Raw genomic sequence first — 22,609 nt, 5'->3', positions numbered from 1 at the left:
GTCCTCCAGAACGTATCGTCAGGGTCTGCTTCATATGGTAAAGTTTCGACCCATTCTTTATCTCGGTAACTCCATTCACTATGGCAGGAAATAAACCCTTCAACAAACAGCAGGCTGAACCCCGCGAACGTGATCCACAAGTTGCCGGGCTGAAAGTGCCTCCGCACTCGATCGAAGCGGAGCAGTCGGTGTTGGGCGGTTTAATGCTGGATAACGAACGCTGGGACGATGTAGCCGAGCGTGTGGTGGCGGACGATTTTTATACCCGACCACACCGTCATATCTTTACCGAAATGGCGCGTTTGCAGGAAAGCGGTAGTCCTATCGATCTGATTACCCTTGCGGAATCGCTGGAACGTCAGGGGCAACTCGACAGCGTTGGTGGTTTTGCTTACCTGGCAGAGTTGTCAAAAAATACGCCAAGTGCGGCGAACATCAGTGCCTATGCGGACATCGTGCGTGAACGTGCCGTTGTCCGTGAGATGATCTCGGTTGCGAATGAGATTGCCGAAGCCGGTTTTGATCCACAGGGGCGAACCAGCGAAGATCTATTGGACCTGGCTGAATCCCGCGTCTTTAAAATTGCCGAAAGTCGTGCAAACAAAGACGAAGGGCCGAAGAACATCGCCGATGTGCTCGACGCAACCGTGGCGCGTATTGAGCAGCTGTTTCAGCAGCCACACGATGGCGTTACCGGGGTAAACACCGGTTATGACGATCTCAACAAAAAAACCGCTGGTTTGCAGCCGTCGGATTTGATCATCGTCGCAGCGCGTCCGTCGATGGGTAAAACGACATTTGCGATGAACCTCGTCGAAAACGCGGCGATGTTGCAAGATAAACCGGTACTTATCTTCTCTCTGGAGATGCCATCAGAACAGATTATGATGCGTTCTCTGGCGTCGCTGTCGCGTGTTGACCAGACTAAAATCCGTACCGGGCAGCTGGATGATGAAGACTGGGCGCGTATTTCCGGCACCATGGGTATTTTGCTCGAAAAACGCAATATCTATATTGATGATTCCTCCGGCCTGACACCAACGGAAGTGCGCTCCCGCGCGCGGCGTATTGCCCGAGAACATGGCGGCATTGGGCTTATCATGATCGACTACCTGCAACTGATGCGCGTACCGGCGCTTTCCGATAACCGTACGCTGGAAATTGCAGAAATCTCCCGCTCGCTGAAAGCACTAGCGAAAGAACTGAACGTGCCGGTGGTGGCGCTGTCCCAGTTGAACCGTTCTCTGGAACAACGTGCCGACAAACGCCCGGTTAACTCCGACCTGCGTGAATCTGGCTCTATCGAGCAGGATGCGGACTTGATCATGTTTATCTATCGTGATGAGGTGTATCACGAAAACAGTGATTTAAAAGGCATCGCGGAAATTATTATCGGTAAACAACGTAACGGCCCTATCGGGACGGTACGCCTGACCTTTAACGGTCAATGGTCGCGCTTCGACAACTATGCGGGGCCGCAGTACGACGACGAATAATAATTATTTTATGAATTAGGTAATTAAAGCAAACACTTATCAAGGAACACAAATGCAAGCGGCAACTGTTGTGATTAACCGCCGCGCTCTGCGACACAACCTGCAACGTCTTCGTGAACTGGCTCCTGCCAGTAAAATGGTTGCGGTGGTGAAAGCGAACGCTTATGGTCACGGTCTTCTTGAGACCGCGCGAACGCTCCCCGATGCTGACGCCTTTGGCGTAGCCCGTCTCGAAGAAGCTCTGCGACTGCGTGCAGGGGGAATCACCAAACCTGTACTGTTACTCGAAGGCTTTTTTGATGCCAGAGATTTACCGACGATTTCTGCGCAGCATTTTCATACCGCCGTGCATAACGAAGAACAGCTTGCTGCGCTGGAAGAGGCCAGCCTGGACGAGCCGGTTACCGTCTGGATGAAACTCGATACCGGTATGCACCGTCTGGGCGTAAGGCCGGAACAGGCTGAGACGTTTTATCATCGCCTGACCCAGTGCAAAAACGTTCGTCAGCCGGTGAATATCGTCAGCCATTTTGCGCGCGCGGATGAACCAAAATGTGGCGCAACCGAGAAACAACTCGCTATCTTTAATACCTTTTGTGAAGGCAAACCAGGTCAACGTTCCATTGCCGCGTCGGGTGGCATTCTGCTGTGGCCACAGTCGCATTTTGACTGGGTGCGCCCGGGCATCATTCTTTATGGCGTCTCGCCGCTGGAAGATCGCTCCACCGGTGCCGATTTTGGCTGTCAGCCAGTGATGTCACTAACCTCCAGCCTGATTGCCGTGCGTGAGCATAAAGCCGGAGAGCCTGTCGGTTATGGTGGAACCTGGGTAAGCGAACGTAATACCCGTCTTGGCGTAGTCGCTATGGGTTATGGCGATGGTTATCCGCGCGCCGCGCCGTCCGGTACGCCAGTGCTGGTGAACGGTCGCGAAGTGCCGATTGTCGGGCGAGTCGCGATGGATATGATCTGCGTCGACTTAGGTCCACAGGCGCAGGATAAAGCTGGGGACCCGGTCATTTTATGGGGCGAAGGTTTGCCCGTAGAACGTATCGCTGAAATGACGAAAGTGAGCGCTTACGAACTTATCACGCGCCTGACTTCAAGGGTCGCGATGAAATACGTGGATTAATCGTTCTGTAATATCTGATTATCTGTGCCGGATGTGGTATGAATGCCTATCCGGCTAATAAAATCTTACTAATTCAATAAATTGATATTATTTCATGCTGTTATAAAGGTCGTGCCTCTGGCGAATGTGCGTTTGTCATTGGTCACTTTTTGTTGCTAATTGTCGTTCACCCCTGAACATCCTCTCGATCTTCCCCACCTTCCGGTTTATTGTGGTTTAACCACCTGCCCGTAAACCTGGAGAACCATCGCGTGTTTCAAAAAGTTGACGCCTACGCTGGCGACCCGATTCTTACGCTTATGGAGCGTTTCAAAGAAGACCCTCGCAGCGACAAAGTGAATTTAAGTATCGGTCTGTACTACAACGAAGACGGAATTATTCCCCAACTGAAAGCCGTGGCGGATGCGGAAGCGCGTCTGAATGCGCAGCCTCATGGCGCTTCGCTTTATTTACCGATGGAAGGGCTTAATAGCTATCGCCATGCCATTGCGCCGCTGCTGTTTGGTGCGGACCATCCGGTACTGCAACAACAGCGCGTAGCAACCATTCAAACCCTTGGCGGCTCAGGGGCATTGAAAGTGGGCGCAGATTTCCTGAAACGCTACTTCCCGGAATCAGGCGTCTGGGTCAGCGATCCTACCTGGGAAAACCACGTAGCAATATTCGCCGGGGCTGGTTTCGAAGTGAGTACTTACCCGTGGCACGACAAAGCAACCAACGGCGTGCGTTTTAATGACCTGTTAGCGACGCTGGAAACATTACCTGCCCGCAGTATTGTGTTGCTGCATCCATGCTGCCACAACCCAACCGGTGCCGATCTCACCAATGACCAGTGGGATGCGGTGATTCAAATTCTCAAAGCCCGCGAGCTTATCCCATTTCTTGATATTGCCTATCAAGGATTTGGTGCCGGTATGGAAGAGGATGCCTACGCCATTCGCGCCATTGCCAGCGCTGGATTACCCGCTCTGGTGAGCAATTCGTTCTCGAAAATTTTCTCCCTTTACGGCGAGCGCGTCGGCGGACTTTCTGTGCTGTGTGAAGATGCCGAAGCCGCAGGCCGCGTACTGGGGCAATTGAAAGCAACAGTTCGCCGCAACTACTCCAGCCCGCCGAATTTTGGTGCGCAGGTGGTGGCTGCGGTGCTGAATGACGAGGCATTGAAAGCCAGCTGGCTGGCGGAAGTAGAAGAGATGCGTACTCGCATTCTGGCGATGCGTCAGGAACTGGTGAAGGTATTGAGCACAGAAATGCCAGAACGCAATTTCGATTATCTGCTTAATCAGCGCGGTATGTTCAGTTATACCGGTTTAAGTGCCGCTCAGGTTGACCGACTACGTGAAGAATTTGGTGTCTATCTCATCGCCAGCGGTCGCATGTGTGTCGCCGGGTTAAATACGGCAAATGTACAACGTGTGGCAAAGGCGTTTGCTGCGGTGATGTAATGTCGTTGGCAGGCGGATAAACAGCCGCCTGCTCAATCATCAATAAGTGGGTATACGTATTTTTTCGGCTAATCGTACAAAGGAATGGGTTCTGATAAGCGATATTTCCTACTGAGAAAATAGAAGTTTTTATATCCGAATATTTTTACACGATAGAGAGCCATTAAGTTATTAAATACAACAAACATAGTCTGATCGCATGTGATCCTGCTCCCTTTCTTAATAAAAGCCGTAGATAACCCTTTTATTCCCTGGCAGCTAGCGTTATGGTCAGATGGTTTTTGCAACAAATCTCATAATAAAACGTTTCAATAGACTGACTATTTAGGGAAAAATATGCGCAAGATCACACAGGCTTTGAGTGCCGTTTGCTTATTGTTCGCTCTAAACAGTTCCGCTGTTGCCCTGGCCTCATCTCCTTCACCGCTTAACCCTGGTACTAACGTTGCCAGGCTTGCTGAACAGGCACCAATTCATTGGGTTTCGGTCGCACAAATTGAAAATAGCCTCGCAGGGCGTCCGCCAATGGCGGTGGGGTTTGATATCGATGACACGGTACTTTTTTCCAGTCCGGGCTTCTGGCGCGGCAAAAAAACCTTCTCGCCAGAAAGCGAAGATTATCTGAAAAATCCTGTGTTCTGGGAAAAAATGAACAATGGCTGGGATGAATTCAGCATTCCAAAAGAGGTCGCTCGCCAGCTGATTGATATGCATGTACGCCGCGGTGACGCGATCTTCTTTGTGACTGGTCGTAGCCCGACGAAAACAGAAACGGTGTCAAAAACGTTGGCGGATAATTTTCACATTCCTGCCACCAACATGAATCCAGTAATTTTTGCGGGCGATAAACCAGGGCAAAATACAAAATCGCAATGGCTGCAGGATAAAAATATCCGAATTTTTTATGGCGATTCCGATAACGATATTACCGCCGCACGCGATGTCGGCGCTCGTGGTATCCGCATTCTGCGCGCCTCCAACTCTACCTACAAACCCTTGCCACAAGCGGGTGCGTTTGGTGAAGAGGTGATCGTCAATTCAGAATACTGACAGAGCGGGAGAGCGTGACACTCTCCCGAATGCTGTTTTTTTAATCACACCTTTATCCTTTCGCTGTCTTGCTGCAAACTGATTAAGAGAGTTTTATCAAGGAGCAGCACATGTGGTATCAAAAGACGCTCACGCTTAGCGCCAAATCTCGTGGGTTTCATCTGGTAACGGATGAAATTCTGAATCAGCTGGCTGATATGCCGCGCGTTAACATCGGTTTACTGCATCTGTTGCTGCAACATACCTCCGCCTCTCTGACACTTAATGAGAACTGCGATCCCACCGTACGCCACGACATGGAGCGTTTTTTCCTCCGCACCGTTCCCGATAACGGAAATTATGAGCATGACTATGAGGGAGCCGACGATATGCCTTCTCATATCAAATCCTCAATGCTGGGAACATCGCTTGTATTGCCGGTGCATAAAGGGCGTATTCAGACCGGCACCTGGCAAGGCATCTGGCTGGGGGAACATCGCATCCACGGCGGATCGCGTCGCATCATCGCGACACTACAAGGGGAGTAAAAAATGACCATTTCGGAGTTGCTACAATATTGCATGGCAAAACCAGGCGCAGAACAGAGCGTGCATAACGACTGGAAAGCGACGCAGATCAAAGTGGAAGATGTACTGTTTGCGATGGTGAAAGAAGTAGAAAATCGCCCAGCTGTTTCGCTGAAAACCAGCCCGGAGCTGGCGGAGCTGCTACGTCAGCAGCACAGCGATGTGCGTCCAAGCCGCCATCTGAATAAAGCGCACTGGAGCACCGTGTATCTCGACGGTTCGCTGCCAGATTCGCAAATCTATTATCTGGTGGATGCGTCTTATCAGCAGGCGGTGAATTTACTGCCGGAAGAAAAACGTAAATTGCTGGTGCAACTCTGAAAGAAAAAGGCCGCTCAGAAAGCGGCCTGAGAATGATGACAAACGCAAAATTGCCTGATGCGCTACGCTTATCAGGCCTACGTAATTTCTGCAATATATTGAAATTGCATGTTTTTGTAGGCCGGATAAGGCGTTCATGCCGCATCCGGCAAGAACAAAGCGCACTTTGTCAATAATCTGAGGCCGCTCAGAAAGCGGCCTTAACGATTACAGCATCGGCTTAAGGAAGCGTGCCGTGTGTGATGCTTCGCACTCCGCGACGGTTTCTGGTGTACCGGAGACGAGGATCTCGCCGCCGCCACTGCCGCCTTCCGGCCCCAGGTCGACAATCCAGTCAGCGGTTTTGATCACGTCGAGATTGTGCTCAATCACCACGATGGTATTGCCCTGATCGCGCAGTTTATGCAGTACGTCGAGCAGTTGCTGAATATCGGCGAAGTGCAGACCGGTGGTCGGCTCGTCGAGAATATACAGTGTCTGCCCGGTGCCGCGTTTTGACAGCTCACGCGCCAGCTTCACGCGCTGGGCTTCACCACCAGAAAGCGTGGTTGCGGACTGCCCGAGGCGAATATACGTCAGACCAACGTCCATCAATGTTTGCAGCTTACGTGCCAGAGCTGGCACCGCATCAAAGAACTCACGCGCCTCTTCGATGGTCATATCCAGCACTTCGTGGATGGTTTTGCCTTTGTACTTAATCTCCAGCGTTTCACGGTTATAGCGTTTACCTTTGCACTGGTCGCACGGTACGTAAATGTCCGGTAGGAAGTGCATCTCCACTTTGATCACGCCGTCGCCCTGACAGGCTTCGCAGCGTCCGCCACGGACGTTAAAGCTGAAACGTCCTGGCGTATAACCACGCGCACGGGATTCCGGTACGCCCGCAAACAGTTCACGTACAGGCGTAAACACGCCAGTATAAGTCGCCGGGTTAGAACGCGGAGTACGACCAATTGGGCTTTGGTCGATATCGATCACTTTATCGAAATGCTCCAGCCCCTGAATATCGCGATAAGGTGCCGGTTCGGCGATGGTCGCACCATTCAACTGGCGTTGGGCAATCGGGAACAGTGTGTCGTTAATCAGCGTCGATTTACCGGAACCTGAAACCCCTGTGATGCAGGTAAACAGACCGACTGGCAGCGTCAGCGTCACGTCTTTCAGGTTATTACCACGTGCGCCTGTCAGCTTCAGCACTTTTTCCGGATTCGCCGGAACGCGTTTCTTCGGCACTTCAATCTTGCGTTTGCCGCTCATGTACTGCCCGGTTAACGACTCAGGCACCGCCATAATCGCTTCCAGGGGACCTTCCGCGACTACTTCACCGCCGTGTACACCTGCGCCCGGGCCAATGTCGATCACATGGTCAGCGGCGCGAATCGCGTCTTCGTCGTGCTCCACCACAATCACGGTATTACCGAGATCGCGCAGATGGATAAGCGTACCCAGCAGGCGCTCGTTATCGCGCTGGTGCAGGCCGATAGACGGCTCATCGAGCACGTACATAACGCCAACCAGGCCCGCACCAATCTGGCTCGCCAGACGTATACGCTGGGCTTCACCGCCAGAAAGCGTTTCTGCCGAGCGGGAAAGTGTCAGGTAATTCAGGCCGACGTTAACGAGGAATTTCAGGCGATCGCCAATCTCCTTAAGAATTTTTTCCGCAATCTTCGCTCGTTGACCTGCGAGTTTGAGATTGTTGAAGAATTCCATCGCATGACCGATGCTCATGTCGGAGATAGCAGGCAGCGGCGTATTCTCGACATACACATGGCGCGCTTCCCGACGCAGACGCGTTCCTTCGCAGCTGGCGCACGGACGATTGCTGATAAACTTGGCTAATTCTTCGCGTACCGCACTGGATTCCGTCTCTTTATAACGGCGCTCCATATTGTGCAGCACGCCTTCGAACGGATGACGACGAATGGAGGTATCGCCACGATCGTTCATGTATTTGAATTCAATGTTTTCTTTGCCAGAACCGTACAACACCACTTTATGCACATTCGCGCTCAGGCTGCCCCACGGCGCTTCGACGTCGAACTTATAGTGATCTGCCAGCGATTTCAGCATCTGGAAGTAATAGAAGTTGCGGCGATCCCAGCCTCGGATCGCACCACCTGCCAGCGACAGTTCCGGATTCTGGATCACGCGGTCAGGATCGAAATATTGCTGTACGCCAAGGCCGTCACAGGTCGGGCAGGCACCCGCCGGGTTGTTAAACGAAAACAGGCGTGGTTCCAGTTCACGCATACTGTAGCCGCAAATTGGGCAGGCGAAGTTGGCGGAAAATAGCAGCTCTTCCGCTTTTGGATCGTCCATATCGGCAACTACCGCGGTACCACCGGAAAGCTCCAGCGCGGTTTCAAACGACTCTGCCAGACGTTGGGTGAGATCGTCACGCACCTTGAAGCGATCAACCACCACTTCAATGGTATGTTTCTTTTGCAGTTCCAGTTTCGGCGGATCGGAAAGATCGCAGACTTCGCCATCAATACGAGCACGGATGTAACCCTGGCTTGCCAGATTTTCCAGCGTTTTGGTGTGTTCGCCTTTGCGCTCTTTAATGATTGGCGCGAGCAGCATCAGGCGTTTACCTTCCGGCTGCGACAGCACGTTATCCACCATCTGGCTGACGGTTTGCGCCGCCAGCGGTACATCGTGGTCCGGGCAGCGCGGCTCACCGACGCGGGCGAACAACAAACGCAAATAGTCGTGGATTTCGGTGATTGTCCCCACCGTAGAACGCGGGTTATGAGACGTCGATTTCTGCTCAATCGAGATGGCAGGAGAAAGCCCCTCAATATGATCGACGTCCGGCTTTTCCATCAGTGACAGAAACTGCCGCGCGTAGGCGGAAAGGGATTCAACGTAACGGCGCTGCCCTTCGGCATATAAGGTGTCGAAAGCGAGCGAGGATTTGCCAGAACCCGAAAGCCCGGTCACGACAATGAGCTTGTCGCGGGGGATAACGAGGTTGATGTTTTTGAGATTATGGGTGCGGGCGCCCCGAACTTCGATCTTATCCATTCACCTTTCCCGGATTAAACGCTTTTTTGCCCGGTGGCATGGTGCTACCGGCGATCACAAACGGTTAATTATGACACAAATTGACCTGAATGAATATACAGTATTGGAATGCATTACCCGGAGTGTTGTGTAACAATGTCTGGCCAGGTTTGTTTCCCTGAACCGAGGTCACAACATAGTAAAAGCGCTATTGGTAATGGTACAATCGCGCGTTTACACTTATTCAGAACGATTTTTTTTCAGGAGACACGAACATGGCCAGCAGAGGCGTAAACAAGGTTATTCTCGTTGGTAATCTGGGTCAGGACCCGGAAGTACGCTACATGCCAAATGGTGGCGCAGTTGCCAACATTACGCTGGCTACTTCCGAATCCTGGCGTGATAAAGCGACCGGCGAGATGAAAGAGCAGACTGAATGGCACCGCGTTGTGCTGTTCGGCAAACTGGCAGAAGTAGCCAGCGAATATCTGCGTAAAGGTTCTCAGGTTTATATCGAAGGTCAGCTGCGTACCCGCAAATGGACCGATCAATCCGGTCAGGATCGCTACACCACAGAAGTCGTGGTGAACGTTGGCGGCACCATGCAGATGCTGGGTGGTCGTCAGGGTGGTGGCGCTCCTGCAGGTGGCAATATCGGTGGTGGTCAGCCGCAGGGCGGTTGGGGTCAGCCTCAGCAGCCGCAGGGCGGCAATCAGTTCAGCGGCGGCGCGCAGTCTCGCCCGCAGCAGTCTGCTCCGGCAGCACCGTCTAATGAGCCGCCGATGGACTTTGATGACGATATTCCGTTCTGATTTGTCATTAAACCAATAGGTTATATTGTTTTAAGGTGGATGATTAAAGCATCTGCCAGCCATAAAAAAAGAAGCCTCCGTTATGGAGGCTTCTACATATCAAGTCAAAATCATTGGCCATTGTGGCGGTGTCTGATTCATCTCTTCTATCATCACCGACTCGATGTTGTGCCAGATGGCGGTGATGTCCGCCATTGTGATGCCAAGCAACCCCATTGCGAACCAACAGGCGGAAACCACGCCCAGACCGCTGCTGATCACTGCAAGCCCGACATAATCAGACCGACGAAAACGGATGTTGAGTGTGCTGGCCAGAAACATCATTACGGCACTAAGAAGTTGCCAGCGAAGAAGAACCACGCCAGTGGTGAGGGTAGCCATCAAACAATTCCTCTGAAAAGAGCCGATGCCCTGGACAGCGCGGCGTTGTTCACGGGAGGCGTGGTACACTCTGGCTATCGCGGGGCTTGCAGAACACAAAAATGAAACACTCTTTTTGTTTCATTAATTTTGTGAACTATATCACAATTGATTGTTTGTTAGCCATATTAGGACGTGACTTTTATTGCTGTACAGATTATGTGGTTTTTCAGGGGCATTAAGGGTATATCTTCCCACCGCCTCTGCATTCCTGTAGGAAATTAGTTTTGAATATCAATGAATTATTTTTATTCAGGTGACGATTAAAAAGGTATCAATTTCAAATCAGGCAAAAGTGCTATTTATACCGTAAGATTTATCTAAAGACGTCGATAACCAGGGTTCTCGCCTTGCAATGACCGGGTATAAACAGGCAGGAAATTGATAGCAATGAGTCATCGTGCACGACACCAATTACTGGCGTTGCCGGGCATTATCTTTTTAGTTCTCTTTCCCATCATTCTGTCGCTATGGATTGCCTTCCTTTGGGCAAAATCAGAAGTGAATAGTCAGCTCCAAACTTTTGCTCAGCTGGCGCTGGATAAATCCGAGCTGGTCATTCGCCAGGCAGATTTAGTGAGCGATGCTGCTGAACGCTATCAGGGGCAAGTTTGCACTCCAGCCCATCAAAAGCGAATGTTGAATATTATTCGTGGCTATCTTTATATTAATGAATTGATCTATGCCCGTGATAACCATTTTTTATGCTCATCGCTGATAGCGTCTGTAAACGGCTATACGATTGCACCGGCCGATTATAAGCGTGAACCTAACGTTTCTATCTATTATTACCGCGATACGCCTTTTTTCTCTGGCTATAAAATGACCTATATGCAGCGGGGAAATTATGTGGTGGTCATCAACCCTCTCTTCTGGAGTGAAGTGATGTCTGATGATCCGACATTGCAATGGGGTGTATATGATACGGTAACGAAAACCTTTTTCTCGTTAAGCAACGAGGCCTCGGCAGCAACGTTTTCTCCACTGATTCATTTGAAGGATTTAACTGTACAAAGAAATGGCTATTTATATGCGACAGTTTATTCGACAAAACGCCCAATTGCAGCCATTGTTGCGACTTCATATCAACGTCTTATAGCGCATTTTTATAATCATCTTATTTTTGCGTTACCCGCCGGTATTTTGGGGAGTCTTGTTCTGCTATTACTCTGGCTACGTATTCGACAAAACTATTTGTCTCCCAAACGCAAATTGCAACGCGCCCTCGAAAAACATCAACTTTGCCTTTATTACCAGCCAATAATCGATATCAAAACAGAAAAATGTATCGGGGCTGAAGCATTGTTACGTTGGCCTGGTGAGCAGGGGCAAGTAATGAATCCGGCAGAGTTTATTCCGCTGGCAGAAAAGGAGGGGATGATCGGACAGGTAACTGATTATGTTATTGATAATGTCTTCCGCGATCTGGGCGCATACCTGGCAACACATGCCGATCGCTATGTTTCTATTAACCTGTCGGCCTCCGATTTTCATACGTCACGGTTGATAGCGCGAACCAATCAGAAAACAGAGCAATACGCGGTGCGTCCACAGCAAATTAAATTTGAAGTGACTGAACATGCATTTCTTGATGTCGACAAAATGACACCAATTATTCTGGCTTTCCGCCAGGCTGGTTACGAAGTGGCAATTGATGATTTTGGTATTGGCTACTCTAACTTGCATAACCTTAAATCATTGAATGTCGATATTTTGAAAATCGATAAATCGTTTGTTGAGACGCTGACCACCCATAAAACCAGTCATTTGATTGCGGAACACATCATCGAGCTGGCGCACAGTCTGGGGTTAAAAACGATCGCTGAAGGCGTCGAAACTGAGGAACAGGTTAACTGGCTGCGCAAACGCGGCGTGCGCTATTGCCAGGGATGGTTCTTTGCGAAGGCGATGCCGCCGCAGGTGTTTATGCAATGGATGGAGCAATTACCCGCGCGGGAGTTAACGCGCGGGCAATAAAACTACAGGCGGTGGCGATAATCGCTTGGAGTGCGATCAAACTGCCGACGGAAAACGCGGGAGAAGGTCTGCTGCGAGACATAACCCAGGTCCATTGCGATATCAAAAATCGGACGCTCGGTGGTGCGCAACTCAACGGCGGCCAGCAACAGGCGGCGTTGGCGAATGTAATCACCAAGTGTCTGATGCGTCACCGTGCGGAACATCCGCTGTAAGTACCACTTTGAATAGCCTGATTTTTTTGCGACGACATCAATGTTAAGCGGCTGGTCAATATGCTCGTCAATCCATGCGATAAGATCCTGAATAATTTTCTGATGGGACATAAATCTGCCTCTTTTCAGTGTTCAGTTCGTTAATTCATCTGTTGGGGAGTATAATTCCTCAAGTTAACTTGAGGTAAAGCGATTTATGGAAAAGAAATTACCCCGCATTAAAGCGCTGCTAACCCCCGGCGAAGTGGCAAAACGCAGCGGTGTGGCGGTATCGGCGCTGCATTTCTATGAAAGCAAAGGGTTGATTAGCAGTATTCGTAATAGTGGCAATCAGCGGCGATATAAACGTGATGTGTTGCGATATGTCGCAATCATCAAAATTGCTCAGCGTATTGGCATTCCGCTGGCGACCATTCGTGAAGCGTTTGGCGTGTTGCCCGAAGGGCATACATTAAGTGCGAAAGAGTGGAAACAGCTTTCGTCCCAATGGCGAGAAGAGTTGGATCGGCGCATTCATACCTTAGTGGCGCTGCGTGACGAACTGGACGGATGTATTGGTTGTGGCTGTCTTTCGCGCAGTGATTGCCCATTGCGTAACCCGGGCGACCGCTTAGGAGAAGAAGGCACAGGCGCACGCTTGCTGGAAGATGAACAAAACTAAAGCGCCACAAGGGCGCTTTAGTTTGTTTTCCGGTCTTTGTCTTTCTCTCTATCCCGCTGGTACACAGGAGGGTTTCCCCCGACGTCAACACACCTCATTCGAGCACGTGGTGGAGGTTCCGGTTGGTGTTGATGCTTTAATTGTATGTCACCGGCGTTTCTTCGCCAGTGTAAAAGTATACTTTTTAGCCGCAATATTTTTGTCATCTCAGACGATTTTTTATCGCAATCCTGAACGGTATGCGGCTCGATAACGCTGCAATCTTGCGCATCGACGATAACGTTTGCGCATCAATTGCCTGGTTTTTCATCGTCAAGACAATAAAAGAGAAAAAAGCAGCAAACTTCGGTTGAAAAAGCCGCTATGATCGCCGGATAATCGTTTGCTTTTTTTACCACCCGTTTTGTATGCGCGGAGCTAAACGTTTGCTTTTTTGCGACGCACCAATTTGTCGCAAACCTGGAGCAGGAAGATAACGTTTCGCTGGCAGGGGATTGTCCGCCACGCATCTTGACGAAAATTAAACTCTCAGGGGATGTTTTCTTATGTCTACGCCATCAGCGCGTACCGGCGGTTCACTCGACGCCTGGTTTAAAATTTCACAACGTGGAAGCACTGTCCGTCAGGAAGTGGTTGCCGGGTTAACAACATTTCTGGCGATGGTCTACTCGGTTATCGTCGTTCCAGGCATGTTGGGTAAAGCGGGCTTTCCGCCAGCGGCAGTTTTCGTTGCAACCTGTCTGGTTGCTGGACTCGGTTCTATCGTGATGGGGCTGTGGGCTAATCTGCCGCTGGCGATTGGTTGCGCTATCTCCCTGACGGCGTTTACCGCATTCAGCCTGGTACTGGGGCAACATATTAGTGTACCTGTCGCGCTGGGTGCCGTGTTCCTGATGGGTGTACTGTTTACGGTAATTTCTGCCACGGGTATTCGTAGCTGGATTTTGCGCAACTTGCCGCACGGTGTGGCGCACGGCACGGGGATCGGTATCGGTCTGTTCCTGCTGCTGATTGCTGCTAATGGTGTCGGTCTGGTGATTAAAAACCCGCTTGATGGTCTGCCTGTTGCGCTGGGTGATTTCGCGACCTTCCCGGTGATTATGTCACTGGTAGGTCTGGCTGTGATCATCGGCCTGGAAAAACTGAAAGTCCCCGGTGGCATTCTGCTGACCATTATCGGTATCTCAATTGTCGGTTTGATCTTCGATCCTAACGTCCACTTCTCTGGCGTTTTCGCCATGCCTTCATTGAGCGATGAAAACGGCAATTCACTGATTGGCAGCCTGGACATTATGGGCGCGCTGAACCCTGTGGTTCTGCCGAGCGTGCTGGCACTGGTGATGACTGCTGTTTTCGATGCCACCGGAACCATCCGGGCCGTCGCGGGCCAGGCAAACCTGCTGGATAAAGACGGGCAAATTATCGACGGCGGGAAAGCACTGACCACCGACTCTATGAGCAGTGTTTTCTCTGGTCTGGTGGGGGCAGCACCGGCAGCGGTATACATCGAGTCTGCGGCGGGTACAGCGGCGGGCGGAAAAACCGGTCTGACGGCTATCACCGTTGGCGTGTTGTTCCTGCTGATTCTGTTCCTCTCTCCACTCTCTTACCTCGTTCCGGGTTACGCAACGGCTCCGGCGCTGATGTACGTTGGCCTGCTGATGCTGAGCAATGTGGCGAAAATTGACTTTGCTGATTTTGTTGATGCGATGGCGGGTCTGGTAACAGCAGTATTCATCGTACTGACCTGTAACATCGTAACGGGTATTATGATCGGCTTCGCGACTCTGGTGATTGGTCGTCTGGTTTCCGGAGAATGGCGCAAGTTGAACATCGGTACGGTCGTCATTGCCGTGGCGCTGGTGACCTTCTATGCGGGCGGCTGGGCTATCTAAGCTTTAATAAGATTCTGAAAACGGGTGGCAATGGCTGCCCGTTTTTATTTTCTCCGCACATTGTGTGAGCTTTTGCGATATTCTGAAAAAATGAGAATTCAGGCATAACGCCTTTCTCAGATCATAAAAAAACATCGCAAACAGGGAACGCATGGAAATCTTCTTCACCATACTGATAATGACCCTCGTGGTCTCGCTGTCCGGGGTGGTCACTCGTGTCATGCCCTTTCAGATCCCGCTTCCGCTTATGCAAATCGCCATCGGTGCGCTACTGGCGTGGCCGACGTTTGGTTTGCATGTGGAGTTTGATCCTGAACTCTTTTTAGTCTTGTTTATCCCGCCGTTGCTGTTCGCAGATGGCTGGAAAACGCCGACCCGTGAATTTCTCGAACATGGTCGGGAGATTTTCGGCCTCGCGCTGGCGCTGGTGGTGGTCACCGTGGTTGGCATTGGCTTCCTTATTTACTGGGTGGTGCCGGGCATTCCGCTGATTCCCGCCTTTGCGCTGGCGGCGGTGCTTTCTCCGACCGATGCTGTGGCGCTTTCCGGTATTGTTGGCGAAGGGCGCATCCCGAAAAAAATCATGGGTATTTTGCAGGGCGAAGCGTTGATGAATGACGCCTCCGGCCTGGTGTCGTTGAAGTTTGCCGTAGCAGTGGCGATGGGGACGATGATCTTCACCGTCGGCGGTGCGACGGTCGAATTTATGAAAGTGGCCATTGGCGGTATTCTCGCCGGTTTTGTGGTGAGCTGGCTGTATGGTCGTTCGCTGCGATTCCTCAGCCGCTGGGGCGGTGATGAACCCGCGACGCAGATTGTACTGCTGTTCCTGTTGCCATTCGCTTCTTATCTGATTGCCGAACATATTGGCGTTTCCGGTATTCTTGCTGCGGTTGCCGCCGGGATGACCATCACCCGCTCCGGTGTAATGCGCCGTGCGCCGCTGGCGATGCGCCTGCGCGCAAACAGCACCTGGGCGATGCTGGAATTTGTCTTCAACGGCATGGTATTCCTGCTGTTAGGTCTGCAGCTGCCGGGTATTCTGGAGACGTCGCTGATGGCGGCAGAAATCGACCCTAACGTCGAAATCTGGATGCTGTTTACCGATATCATTCTGATTTATGCGGCGCTGATGCTGGTCCGTTTCGGCTGGCTGTGGACGATGAAAAAGTTCAGCAACCGCTTCCTGAAGAAGAAGCCGATGGAGTTTGGTTCGTGGACCACACGAGAAATCCTGATTGCGTCTTTTGCCGGGGTGCGTGGGGCGATCACACTAGCCGGTGTGCTCTCTATCCCGCTGCTCTTGCCGGATGGCAACGTCTTCCCGGCGCGCTATGAGTTGGTGTTCCTGGCGGCTGGCGTCATTCTCTTTTCGCTGTTTGTCGGCGTGGTGATGTTGCCCATTCTGCTACAACACATTGAAGTCGCGGACCATTCGCAACAATTGAAAGAGGAACGTATTGCGCGAGCGGCAACGGCAGAAGTGGCGATTGTGGCAATCCAGAAAATGGAGGAGCGTCTGGCGGCGGATACCGAAGAGAATATCGATAACCAGCTGCTCACGGAGGTCAGTTCTCGCGTCATTGGTAACCTGCGTCGTCGCGCCGATGGACGTAACGACGTTGAAAGTTCCGTGCAGGAAGAGAACCTTGAGCGTCGCTTCCGTCTGGCGGCATTGCGTTCTGAACGTGCTGAACTGTACCACCTGCGCGCCACGCGGGAGATCAGCAATGAAACGCTGCAAAAATTACTGCACGATCTCGATTTGCTTGAAGCGTTGTTGATTGAGGAAAATCAGTAAGCCGAAAGCGACGTAACCAGGCCCGAGGTAATCTGAAAAAGGTGCAATCTTTTGCACCTTTTTCAGATTACCTCGGGCTAACATTCATGATTCTAAAATAAATAAGTCAGAAGTCCGTGAGTATCTCTCTTTTAAAGTCAATTCATTGGCTATTCTTCGGCTTAATCTCAATCTGCGTATTGCATAGTATCTTCAGTGGTATTCATAGACACTTCCTGAATATTATGCTCAGTTTGTGACATGCCAGTATGAGTGGCACAATCCTCTTCAAAGAGTTGCTGTAGTGTTATCAGGATATCACTATTAATGGGAATATTATCCTCCCCACGGAGAATGGATATGCCCATTCCCTGGACGATAGCCTCATCGAAATTAACCCGATAGAAACGGGTATTAAACATCCAGGCTTTTGTTAAAATAGAACAGTTGAAATGGCAATTGCTTAAATTGGCATTATTAAAATTAGCATTAGCCATATTAGAATCGGTACATATAACCATTTCGAGGAACGTATTTGTCAGCCGCGTAAAAAAGAGTTTGCTATTAATTAAGTTTATATTCTGGAGGGTTGCTTTGTTCAGGTTGACGCGAGAAAGATTAGCATGTTCAAAGTTAATTAAATCGAGTTTAGAGAAACTAAGGTCGGCTCTAAATAAATTAACATATGGCGCTATTACTTTATAAAGATTCACCTCAGCCATGTACGCCATATAAAAATTTGAATAGTCAAGGAAGGTATTTTTAATTTTAGCTCTAATCATTGTTGCATTGAAGAATTCAACATGCATAGCGGAGCATGCATTTAGAGTTCCGTCAGTCATTTTTATCTGAGCGAAATTTGAGTCATCGAGAATACAATTATCAAAAATTATTTTTTCCATTATGGCAAAATTAAAATTCGTTTGATACATATTACAGCCCTGGAAAATAGCATTTTGTAGTCTGCAACCTGCAAAATCCGAATTGGATAAATCTTCATCTTTAATCCTGATACCTTTCAGGCTAAGGTGTGAAAAATCGTAACCACCATTTACTGTCTGTGGGATTTCGATAGTATTATTATGGACAGTGACATTATTTATAAAATACACTACCTTAATTGACACTTCCTTATCTTTATTAAGGTAAACTCTTCTCGTAATTCTATCGTCATATTTATTACTTGCATATAAAGCTATATCTATAAAATATTTATGAATTTTCCTGTCCGTTTCTTTAGTGATTTTTCCTGATGGTAAAGTATCATAAGTTCTTTTCATTTTCTGAATCAAGCCTATCACTTTTTCATGATCATCCATTTTGAAAAGAGAGAGGAATTTATTGTCAATTAACGTGTCTTTATGGTGTTTGCTATAATTATCTGATTCTGTTTTCTTTGTATGTGATGGACTTGTGACAGAGTGGTTATCGTTAATCAGGCAAAGAGGGAAAAACATATTATTTAAACCATTATAGCGCATAAAATATCCTTATAATTAACAAGAAAGAAAAGGCATATTCTCTGCATTATCTTTTTCTACGACTGTCAAAAATCGCTCATTTTTTAATGAGTTTATTTGTTTAATATTATGGGAAAAGGTGATGCATGTTGGAGAGGAAGAGTATTCCCCGGTCAGACGACCGGGGAAGGGTAGAGATTAATGCGCGCGGCCTTGCTCAACGCCAAAGCCGGTCTGGGAACGGATAAACTGCGCACGGAACAGTTCACGCTCGCGCGCACCTTCCGCTGAATTATCCGTTGCCGAGAAGAACCATATGCCGAGGAATGCCACACTGATAGAGAACAGCGCCGGGTATTCGTACGGGAAGATGGCTTTTTCGTGACCGAGGATCTGTACCCAAATGGTAGGGCCGAGAATCATCAGTACCACTGCGGTAATCAGCCCCAGCCAGCCTCCCATCATCGCGCCACGGGTGGTCAGTTTCGACCAGTACATGGAAAGCAGAATGATCGGGAAGTTACAGCTCGCCGCGATGGCAAACGCCAGGCCCACCATAAATGCGATGTTCTGATTCTCAAACAGCACGCCGAGGATAATCGCAATCACGCCCAAAATCAGGACGGTGATTTTCGATACTCGCAGTTCTTCACGTTCAGTCGCGCCTTTTTTGAAGACGTTAGCGTACAGGTCATGCGAAACCGCGGAAGCACCCGCCAGCGTCAGTCCCGCAACCACCGCAAGAATGGTGGCGAAAGCAACCGCTGAAATAAAGCCGAGGAACAGGTTACCGCCCACGGCATTGGCCAGGTGAACTGCCGCCATGTTGTTACCACCAATCAGATGGCCCGCCGCGTCTTTATATTCCGGATTCGCACCGACCAGCATGATTGCGCCAAAGCCGATAATAAAGGTCAGGATATAGAAGTAACCCATAAATCCGGTGGCGTAGAACACGCTCTTACGCGCTTCGCGGGCATCGCTGACCGTAAAGAAGCGCATCAGAATATGCGGCAAGCCCGCCGTACCAAACATCAGCCCCAGACCCAGCGACAGCGCGGAGATGGGATCTTTCACCAATCCGCCCGGCTTCATGATATCGACACCTTTCGGGTGTACCGCCATCGCTTCGCTGAACAGATTGTTGAAGCTAAAGCCGACGTGTTTCATCACCATAAAGGCCATAAAGCTGGCACCGAACAGCAACAGCACGGCTTTGATAATCTGTACCCAGGTGGTCGCCAGCATGCCGCCGAACAGAACGTACATCATCATCAGCACGCCGACCAGTACTACCGCAATGTGATAGTTAAGGCCAAACAGCAGCTCGATGAGTTTACCTGCCCCCACCATCTGGGCGATAAGGTAAAGCGCCACCACCACCAGAGAACCACAGGCCGAAAGAATGCGGATTGGCCCCTGTTTCAGGCGGTACGAGGCTACATCGGCAAAGGTGTAGCGCCCCAGGTTACGCAGACGTTCGGCAATCAGGAACAAAATGATCGGCCAGCCCACCAGGAAGCCCAGCGAGTAAATTAAACCATCATAGCCGGAGGTAAACACCAGCGCGGAGATCCCCAAGAATGAGGCAGCGGACATATAGTCCCCGGCAATCGCCAGCCCGTTCTGAAAACCGGTGATATTGCCGCCTGCGGTGTAGTAGTCATTACGCGAACGTACGCGTTTTGACGCCCAGTAGGTAATGCCGAGCGTAAACACGACGAAGATCAGGAACATAATTATTGCCTGCCAGTTCGTTGGCTGGCGCTCTACGGCCCCGCTAAGAGCATCCGCGGCGTTAGCTGCGAAAGGGAGTGTGGCGGCAAGCGCCGTCAGAACTCTTTTCATGATGCTTGTACCTCATGCAGGACTTCATTATTAAGACGGTCGAATTCGCCGTTCGCCCGCCAGATGTAGATACCGGTGAGAACAAAGGAGATCACAATCACTCCAACACCAATCGGAATACCGCGTGTGACGCTGGTGTTCGGATTCAGCGGAGTGCCCAGCCAGCCGGGCGCGAAGGCGATCAGTAAAATAAAGCCGATATAAACTGCCAGCATAATAATCGACAGGATGGTGGCAAACCGTTGCCGTTTTTCGACTAACTCCCTGAAATGCGCATTGTCTTCTATCCGCTGATAAATAGTGCCATTCATCACAGATTCTCCAGAGGTAATGTAGGGATTGTTTTAATTCCCGCGCCCTTATGGGAGCGGGTTAACGCCCAGGTAACCCTCGCCGAATGTAGGCTGGATAAGGCGTTATACGCCGCATCCGGCAATCAATGCCTGATGCGACGCTGTCGCGTCTTATCAGGCCTACAAATCGTTTCCGACTTGTTGCCCGGATCGCATCCGGCAATTGAGAGTTACGAGGGCATCGCGATAGCCTGCTTCTCTTCAAGCAGCTTCTCGACTACGCCAGGATCGGCAAGCGTCGAGGTATCGCCCAGGTTGCTGGTATCGCCCGCCGCAATTTTGCGCAGAATACGGCGCATAATTTTGCCGGAGCGGGTTTTAGGCAGGGAGTCGGTCCAGTGCAGCACGTCTGGCGTTGCCAGCGGGCCAATCTCTTTACGCACCCAGTTGCGGACTTCTGCGTACAGTTCTGGTGACGGTTCCTCCCCGTGATTAAGCGTGACGTAGGCGTAGATAGCCTGACCTTTAATATTGTGCGGAATACCGACGACAGCGGCTTCGGCAATCTTCGGATGTGCCACCAGCGCCGACTCAATCTCCGCTGTTCCCAGACGGTGACCCGAGACGTTCAGCACGTCGTCCACACGCCCGGTGATCCAGTAATAGCCATCTTCATCACGACGCGCGCCGTCGCCGCTGAAATACATATTTTTGAAGGTGGAGAAGTAGGTCTGTTCAAAACGCTCATGATCGCCAAACAATGTACGCGCCTGACCCGGCCAGGAGTCGGTGATCACCAGGCTGCCTTCGGTAGCCCCTTCCAGCGGGTTACCTTCGTTATCGACCAGCGCCGGTTGCACGCCGAAGAACGGACGCGTTGCAGAACCGGCTTTCAGCTCGGTAGCGCCAGGCAGCGGCGTGATCATGAAACCGCCAGTTTCGGTCTGCCACCAGGTGTCGACCACCGGGCATTTCTCGTTGCCGATCTTCTTCCAGTACCACTCCCACGCTTCCGGGTTAATTGGCTCGCCCACGGAACCTAGAATGCGCAGTGACGAACGGTCGGTACCTTCGATCGCTTTATCACCTTCCGCCATCAGCGCACGGATCGCCGTGGGCGCGGTATAGAGAATATTGACCTGATGCTTGTCCACCACCTGGGCCATACGGGCAGGCGTCGGCCAGTTCGGTACGCCTTCAAACATCAACGTGGTCGCGCCGCAGGCCAGCGGGCCATACAGCAAATAACTGTGCCCGGTAACCCAGCCCACATCGGCGGTGCACCAGTAGATATCGCCAGGATGATAATCAAAGACATATTTAAAGGTCAGCGCCGCGTACACCAGATAACCGCCGGTAGTGTGCAGCACGCCTTTCGGCTTCCCGGTAGAACCGGAGGTATAGAGAATAAACAGCGGATCTTCGGCGTTCATCTCTTGCGCCTGGTGCTGATCGCTGGCTTGCTCAACCAGGTCGTGCCACCAGAGGTCGCGCCCTTCCTGCCAGTCAATTTTTCCGCCAGTACGCTTCAGTACCACCACATGTTCAATGCTGGTGACGTTCGGGTTTTTCAGCGCGTCATCAACGTTTTTCTTCAGCGGAATACTACGCCCGGCACGCACGCCTTCGTCAGAAGTGATCACCAACCGTGAGTTAGAATCGATAATGCGTCCGGCAACGGCTTCCGGCGAGAAGCCGCCGAAAATTACCGAATGCACCGCGCCAATGCGGGCGCAGGCCAGCATCGCGACCGCAGCTTCCGGTACCATCGGCATATAAATCGCCACCACGTCACCTTTTTTAATGCCCAGCCCGAGCAGGGTATTGGCGAAGCGGCAGACGTCGCGGTGCAGCTCTTTATAGCTGATATGTTTGCTCTGCCTGGCGTCGTCGCCTTCCCAGATGATGGCGGTACGATCGCCGTTTTCTTGCAGATGGCGGTCAAGGCAGTTCGCCGCCAGATTCAGCGTGCCATCCTCGTACCATTTAATGGACACATTACCCGGGGCAAAGGAGGTGTTTTTCACCTTCTGGTAAGGTTTGATCCAGTCGAGAATTTTTCCCTGTTCGCCCCAGAAGGTATCTGGTGCGTTAATAGATTGTTGATACATCGCCTCGTACTGCTGAGGGTTTATCAGGCAACGGTCTGCGATGTTGGCAGGAATGGTGTGTTTGTGAATTTGACTCATGCTTTTGTTCTCCTTGTAGGATGTTAATAATATGTGGCAT

General features: G+C 50.7%; 18 protein-coding genes. 11 read left to right on the top strand and 7 right to left on the bottom strand.

Annotation, left to right across the window (positions count from 1 at the left end):
- Window positions 1-80 precede the first annotated feature (80 nt).
- The 6 genes from dnaB to AACU19_RS14405 all read left to right on the top strand — a co-directional run bounded on the left by dnaB (window position 81) and on the right by AACU19_RS14405 (window position 6,010).
- Complete coding sequence (gene dnaB, locus AACU19_RS14430) at window positions 81-1,496, top strand: replicative DNA helicase (protein ID WP_000918363.1); 1,416 nt, start codon at window positions 81-83, stop codon at window positions 1,494-1,496.
- A 52-nt stretch (window positions 1,497-1,548) separates the two neighbouring features.
- A complete protein-coding gene (gene alr, locus AACU19_RS14425; protein WP_105271899.1) occupies window positions 1,549-2,628 on the top strand; it encodes an alanine racemase in 1,080 nt (359 codons plus the stop codon).
- 251 nt (window positions 2,629-2,879) lie between these two features.
- Window positions 2,880-4,073: an aromatic amino acid transaminase gene (gene tyrB / locus AACU19_RS14420; protein WP_105279080.1), complete on the top strand. Its 1,194-nt coding sequence runs from the start codon at window positions 2,880-2,882 to the stop codon at window positions 4,071-4,073.
- 336 nt (window positions 4,074-4,409) lie between these two features.
- On the top strand, window positions 4,410-5,123 hold the full coding sequence (gene aphA, locus AACU19_RS14415) for an acid phosphatase AphA (protein WP_039020370.1): 714 nt from the start codon (window positions 4,410-4,412) through the stop codon (window positions 5,121-5,123).
- A gap of 110 nt (window positions 5,124-5,233) precedes the next feature.
- A complete protein-coding gene (locus tag AACU19_RS14410; RefSeq protein WP_000270375.1) occupies window positions 5,234-5,650 on the top strand; it encodes a secondary thiamine-phosphate synthase enzyme YjbQ in 417 nt (138 codons plus the stop codon).
- A 3-nt stretch (window positions 5,651-5,653) separates the two neighbouring features.
- The gene (locus tag AACU19_RS14405; protein ID WP_000155657.1) at window positions 5,654-6,010 is read left to right on the top strand and encodes an MmcQ/YjbR family DNA-binding protein; all 357 of its coding nucleotides are present in this window, start codon (window positions 5,654-5,656) and stop codon (window positions 6,008-6,010) included.
- Between the two features lie 207 nt (window positions 6,011-6,217).
- Here the strand turns inward: AACU19_RS14405 and uvrA are convergent, their stop codons facing one another.
- Complete coding sequence (uvrA, locus tag AACU19_RS14400) at window positions 6,218-9,040, bottom strand: excinuclease ABC subunit UvrA (protein WP_000357740.1); 2,823 nt, start codon at window positions 9,038-9,040, stop codon at window positions 6,218-6,220.
- A gap of 254 nt (window positions 9,041-9,294) precedes the next feature.
- On the opposite strand from uvrA, the gene ssb1 reads away from it, so the two are divergent.
- Window positions 9,295-9,831, top strand: coding sequence for a single-stranded DNA-binding protein SSB1 (ssb1, locus tag AACU19_RS14395; protein WP_000168305.1), 537 nt, complete (start codon window positions 9,295-9,297; stop codon window positions 9,829-9,831).
- 99 nt (window positions 9,832-9,930) lie between these two features.
- Here ssb1 and AACU19_RS14390 read toward each other — a convergent pair whose 3' ends face one another.
- The gene (locus tag AACU19_RS14390) at window positions 9,931-10,212 is read right to left on the bottom strand and encodes a YjcB family protein (protein WP_001295689.1); all 282 of its coding nucleotides are present in this window, start codon (window positions 10,210-10,212) and stop codon (window positions 9,931-9,933) included.
- A 429-nt stretch (window positions 10,213-10,641) separates the two neighbouring features.
- Here AACU19_RS14390 and pdeC point away from each other — a divergent pair, with 429 nt between their 5' ends.
- On the top strand, window positions 10,642-12,228 hold the full coding sequence (gene pdeC, locus AACU19_RS14385; RefSeq protein WP_105277332.1) for a c-di-GMP phosphodiesterase PdeC: 1,587 nt from the start codon (window positions 10,642-10,644) through the stop codon (window positions 12,226-12,228).
- Window positions 12,229-12,230: 2 nt separating this feature from the next.
- Here the strand turns inward: pdeC and soxS are convergent, their stop codons facing one another.
- A complete protein-coding gene (soxS, locus tag AACU19_RS14380) occupies window positions 12,231-12,554 on the bottom strand; it encodes a superoxide response transcriptional regulator SoxS (RefSeq protein WP_000019358.1) in 324 nt (107 codons plus the stop codon).
- A gap of 85 nt (window positions 12,555-12,639) precedes the next feature.
- On the opposite strand from soxS, the gene soxR reads away from it, so the two are divergent.
- The 3 genes from soxR (at window position 12,640) to AACU19_RS14365 (ending at window position 16,800) form a co-directional block, all read left to right on the top strand.
- On the top strand, window positions 12,640-13,104 hold the full coding sequence (soxR, locus tag AACU19_RS14375; RefSeq protein ID WP_000412424.1) for a redox-sensitive transcriptional activator SoxR: 465 nt from the start codon (window positions 12,640-12,642) through the stop codon (window positions 13,102-13,104).
- Window positions 13,105-13,649: 545 nt separating this feature from the next.
- Window positions 13,650-14,999 carry a guanine/hypoxanthine transporter GhxP gene (gene ghxP, locus AACU19_RS14370; protein ID WP_000106882.1) on the top strand — a complete coding sequence of 450 codons (1,350 nt, stop codon included), beginning with the start codon at window positions 13,650-13,652 and terminating at the stop codon, window positions 14,997-14,999.
- Between the two features lie 151 nt (window positions 15,000-15,150).
- Window positions 15,151-16,800, top strand: coding sequence for a Na+/H+ antiporter (locus AACU19_RS14365; RefSeq protein ID WP_000402207.1), 1,650 nt, complete (start codon window positions 15,151-15,153; stop codon window positions 16,798-16,800).
- Window positions 16,801-16,967: 167 nt separating this feature from the next.
- Here the strand turns inward: AACU19_RS14365 and AACU19_RS14360 are convergent, their stop codons facing one another.
- The 4 genes from AACU19_RS14360 to acs all read right to left on the bottom strand — a co-directional run bounded on the left by AACU19_RS14360 (window position 16,968) and on the right by acs (window position 22,569).
- Window positions 16,968-18,260 carry a pentapeptide repeat-containing protein gene (locus AACU19_RS14360; protein ID WP_105279079.1) on the bottom strand — a complete coding sequence of 431 codons (1,293 nt, stop codon included), beginning with the start codon at window positions 18,258-18,260 and terminating at the stop codon, window positions 16,968-16,970.
- Between the two features lie 177 nt (window positions 18,261-18,437).
- A complete protein-coding gene (gene actP / locus AACU19_RS14355; protein ID WP_032185687.1) occupies window positions 18,438-20,087 on the bottom strand; it encodes a cation/acetate symporter ActP in 1,650 nt (549 codons plus the stop codon).
- The gene (locus AACU19_RS14350) at window positions 20,084-20,398 is read right to left on the bottom strand and encodes a DUF485 domain-containing protein (RefSeq protein ID WP_001014565.1); all 315 of its coding nucleotides are present in this window, start codon (window positions 20,396-20,398) and stop codon (window positions 20,084-20,086) included. The genes actP and AACU19_RS14350 overlap by 4 nt, the downstream gene beginning before the upstream one ends.
- A 212-nt stretch (window positions 20,399-20,610) precedes the next feature.
- The gene (gene acs, locus AACU19_RS14345; protein WP_039021427.1) at window positions 20,611-22,569 is read right to left on the bottom strand and encodes an acetate--CoA ligase; all 1,959 of its coding nucleotides are present in this window, start codon (window positions 22,567-22,569) and stop codon (window positions 20,611-20,613) included.
- Window positions 22,570-22,609: the final 40 nt, after the last annotated feature.

It is taken from the genome of Escherichia sp. MOD1-EC4550 (assembly GCF_963876935.1).
GTDB lineage: Bacteria > Pseudomonadota > Gammaproteobacteria > Enterobacterales > Enterobacteriaceae > Escherichia > Escherichia coli_F.
The sequence above is the reverse complement of the archived record's forward strand: the minus strand, read 5'-3'. Positions and strand labels throughout refer to the sequence as shown.

Bases quoted from the DNA above. Each gene is read 5' to 3' on its own strand.
- dnaB (WP_000918363.1), top strand. From the start codon at position 81: ATGGCAGGAAATAAACCCTTCAACAAACAGCAGGCTGAACCCCGCGAA.
- alr (WP_105271899.1), top strand. From the start codon at position 1,549: ATGCAAGCGGCAACTGTTGTGATTAACCGCCGCGCTCTGCGACACAAC.
- aphA (WP_039020370.1), top strand. From the start codon at position 4,410: ATGCGCAAGATCACACAGGCTTTGAGTGCCGTTTGCTTATTGTTCGCT.
- AACU19_RS14410 (WP_000270375.1), top strand. From the start codon at position 5,234: ATGTGGTATCAAAAGACGCTCACGCTTAGCGCCAAATCTCGTGGGTTT.
- AACU19_RS14405 (WP_000155657.1), top strand. From the start codon at position 5,654: ATGACCATTTCGGAGTTGCTACAATATTGCATGGCAAAACCAGGCGCA.
- uvrA (WP_000357740.1), bottom strand. From the start codon at position 9,040: ATGGATAAGATCGAAGTTCGGGGCGCCCGCACCCATAATCTCAAAAAC.
- ssb1 (WP_000168305.1), top strand. From the start codon at position 9,295: ATGGCCAGCAGAGGCGTAAACAAGGTTATTCTCGTTGGTAATCTGGGT.
- AACU19_RS14390 (WP_001295689.1), bottom strand. From the start codon at position 10,212: ATGGCTACCCTCACCACTGGCGTGGTTCTTCTTCGCTGGCAACTTCTT.
- pdeC (WP_105277332.1), top strand. From the start codon at position 10,642: ATGAGTCATCGTGCACGACACCAATTACTGGCGTTGCCGGGCATTATC.
- soxS (WP_000019358.1), bottom strand. From the start codon at position 12,554: ATGTCCCATCAGAAAATTATTCAGGATCTTATCGCATGGATTGACGAG.
- soxR (WP_000412424.1), top strand. From the start codon at position 12,640: ATGGAAAAGAAATTACCCCGCATTAAAGCGCTGCTAACCCCCGGCGAA.
- ghxP (WP_000106882.1), top strand. From the start codon at position 13,650: ATGTCTACGCCATCAGCGCGTACCGGCGGTTCACTCGACGCCTGGTTT.
- AACU19_RS14365 (WP_000402207.1), top strand. From the start codon at position 15,151: ATGGAAATCTTCTTCACCATACTGATAATGACCCTCGTGGTCTCGCTG.
- AACU19_RS14360 (WP_105279079.1), bottom strand. From the start codon at position 18,260: ATGCGCTATAATGGTTTAAATAATATGTTTTTCCCTCTTTGCCTGATT.
- actP (WP_032185687.1), bottom strand. From the start codon at position 20,087: ATGAAAAGAGTTCTGACGGCGCTTGCCGCCACACTCCCTTTCGCAGCT.
- AACU19_RS14350 (WP_001014565.1), bottom strand. From the start codon at position 20,398: ATGAATGGCACTATTTATCAGCGGATAGAAGACAATGCGCATTTCAGG.
- acs (WP_039021427.1), bottom strand. From the start codon at position 22,569: ATGAGTCAAATTCACAAACACACCATTCCTGCCAACATCGCAGACCGT.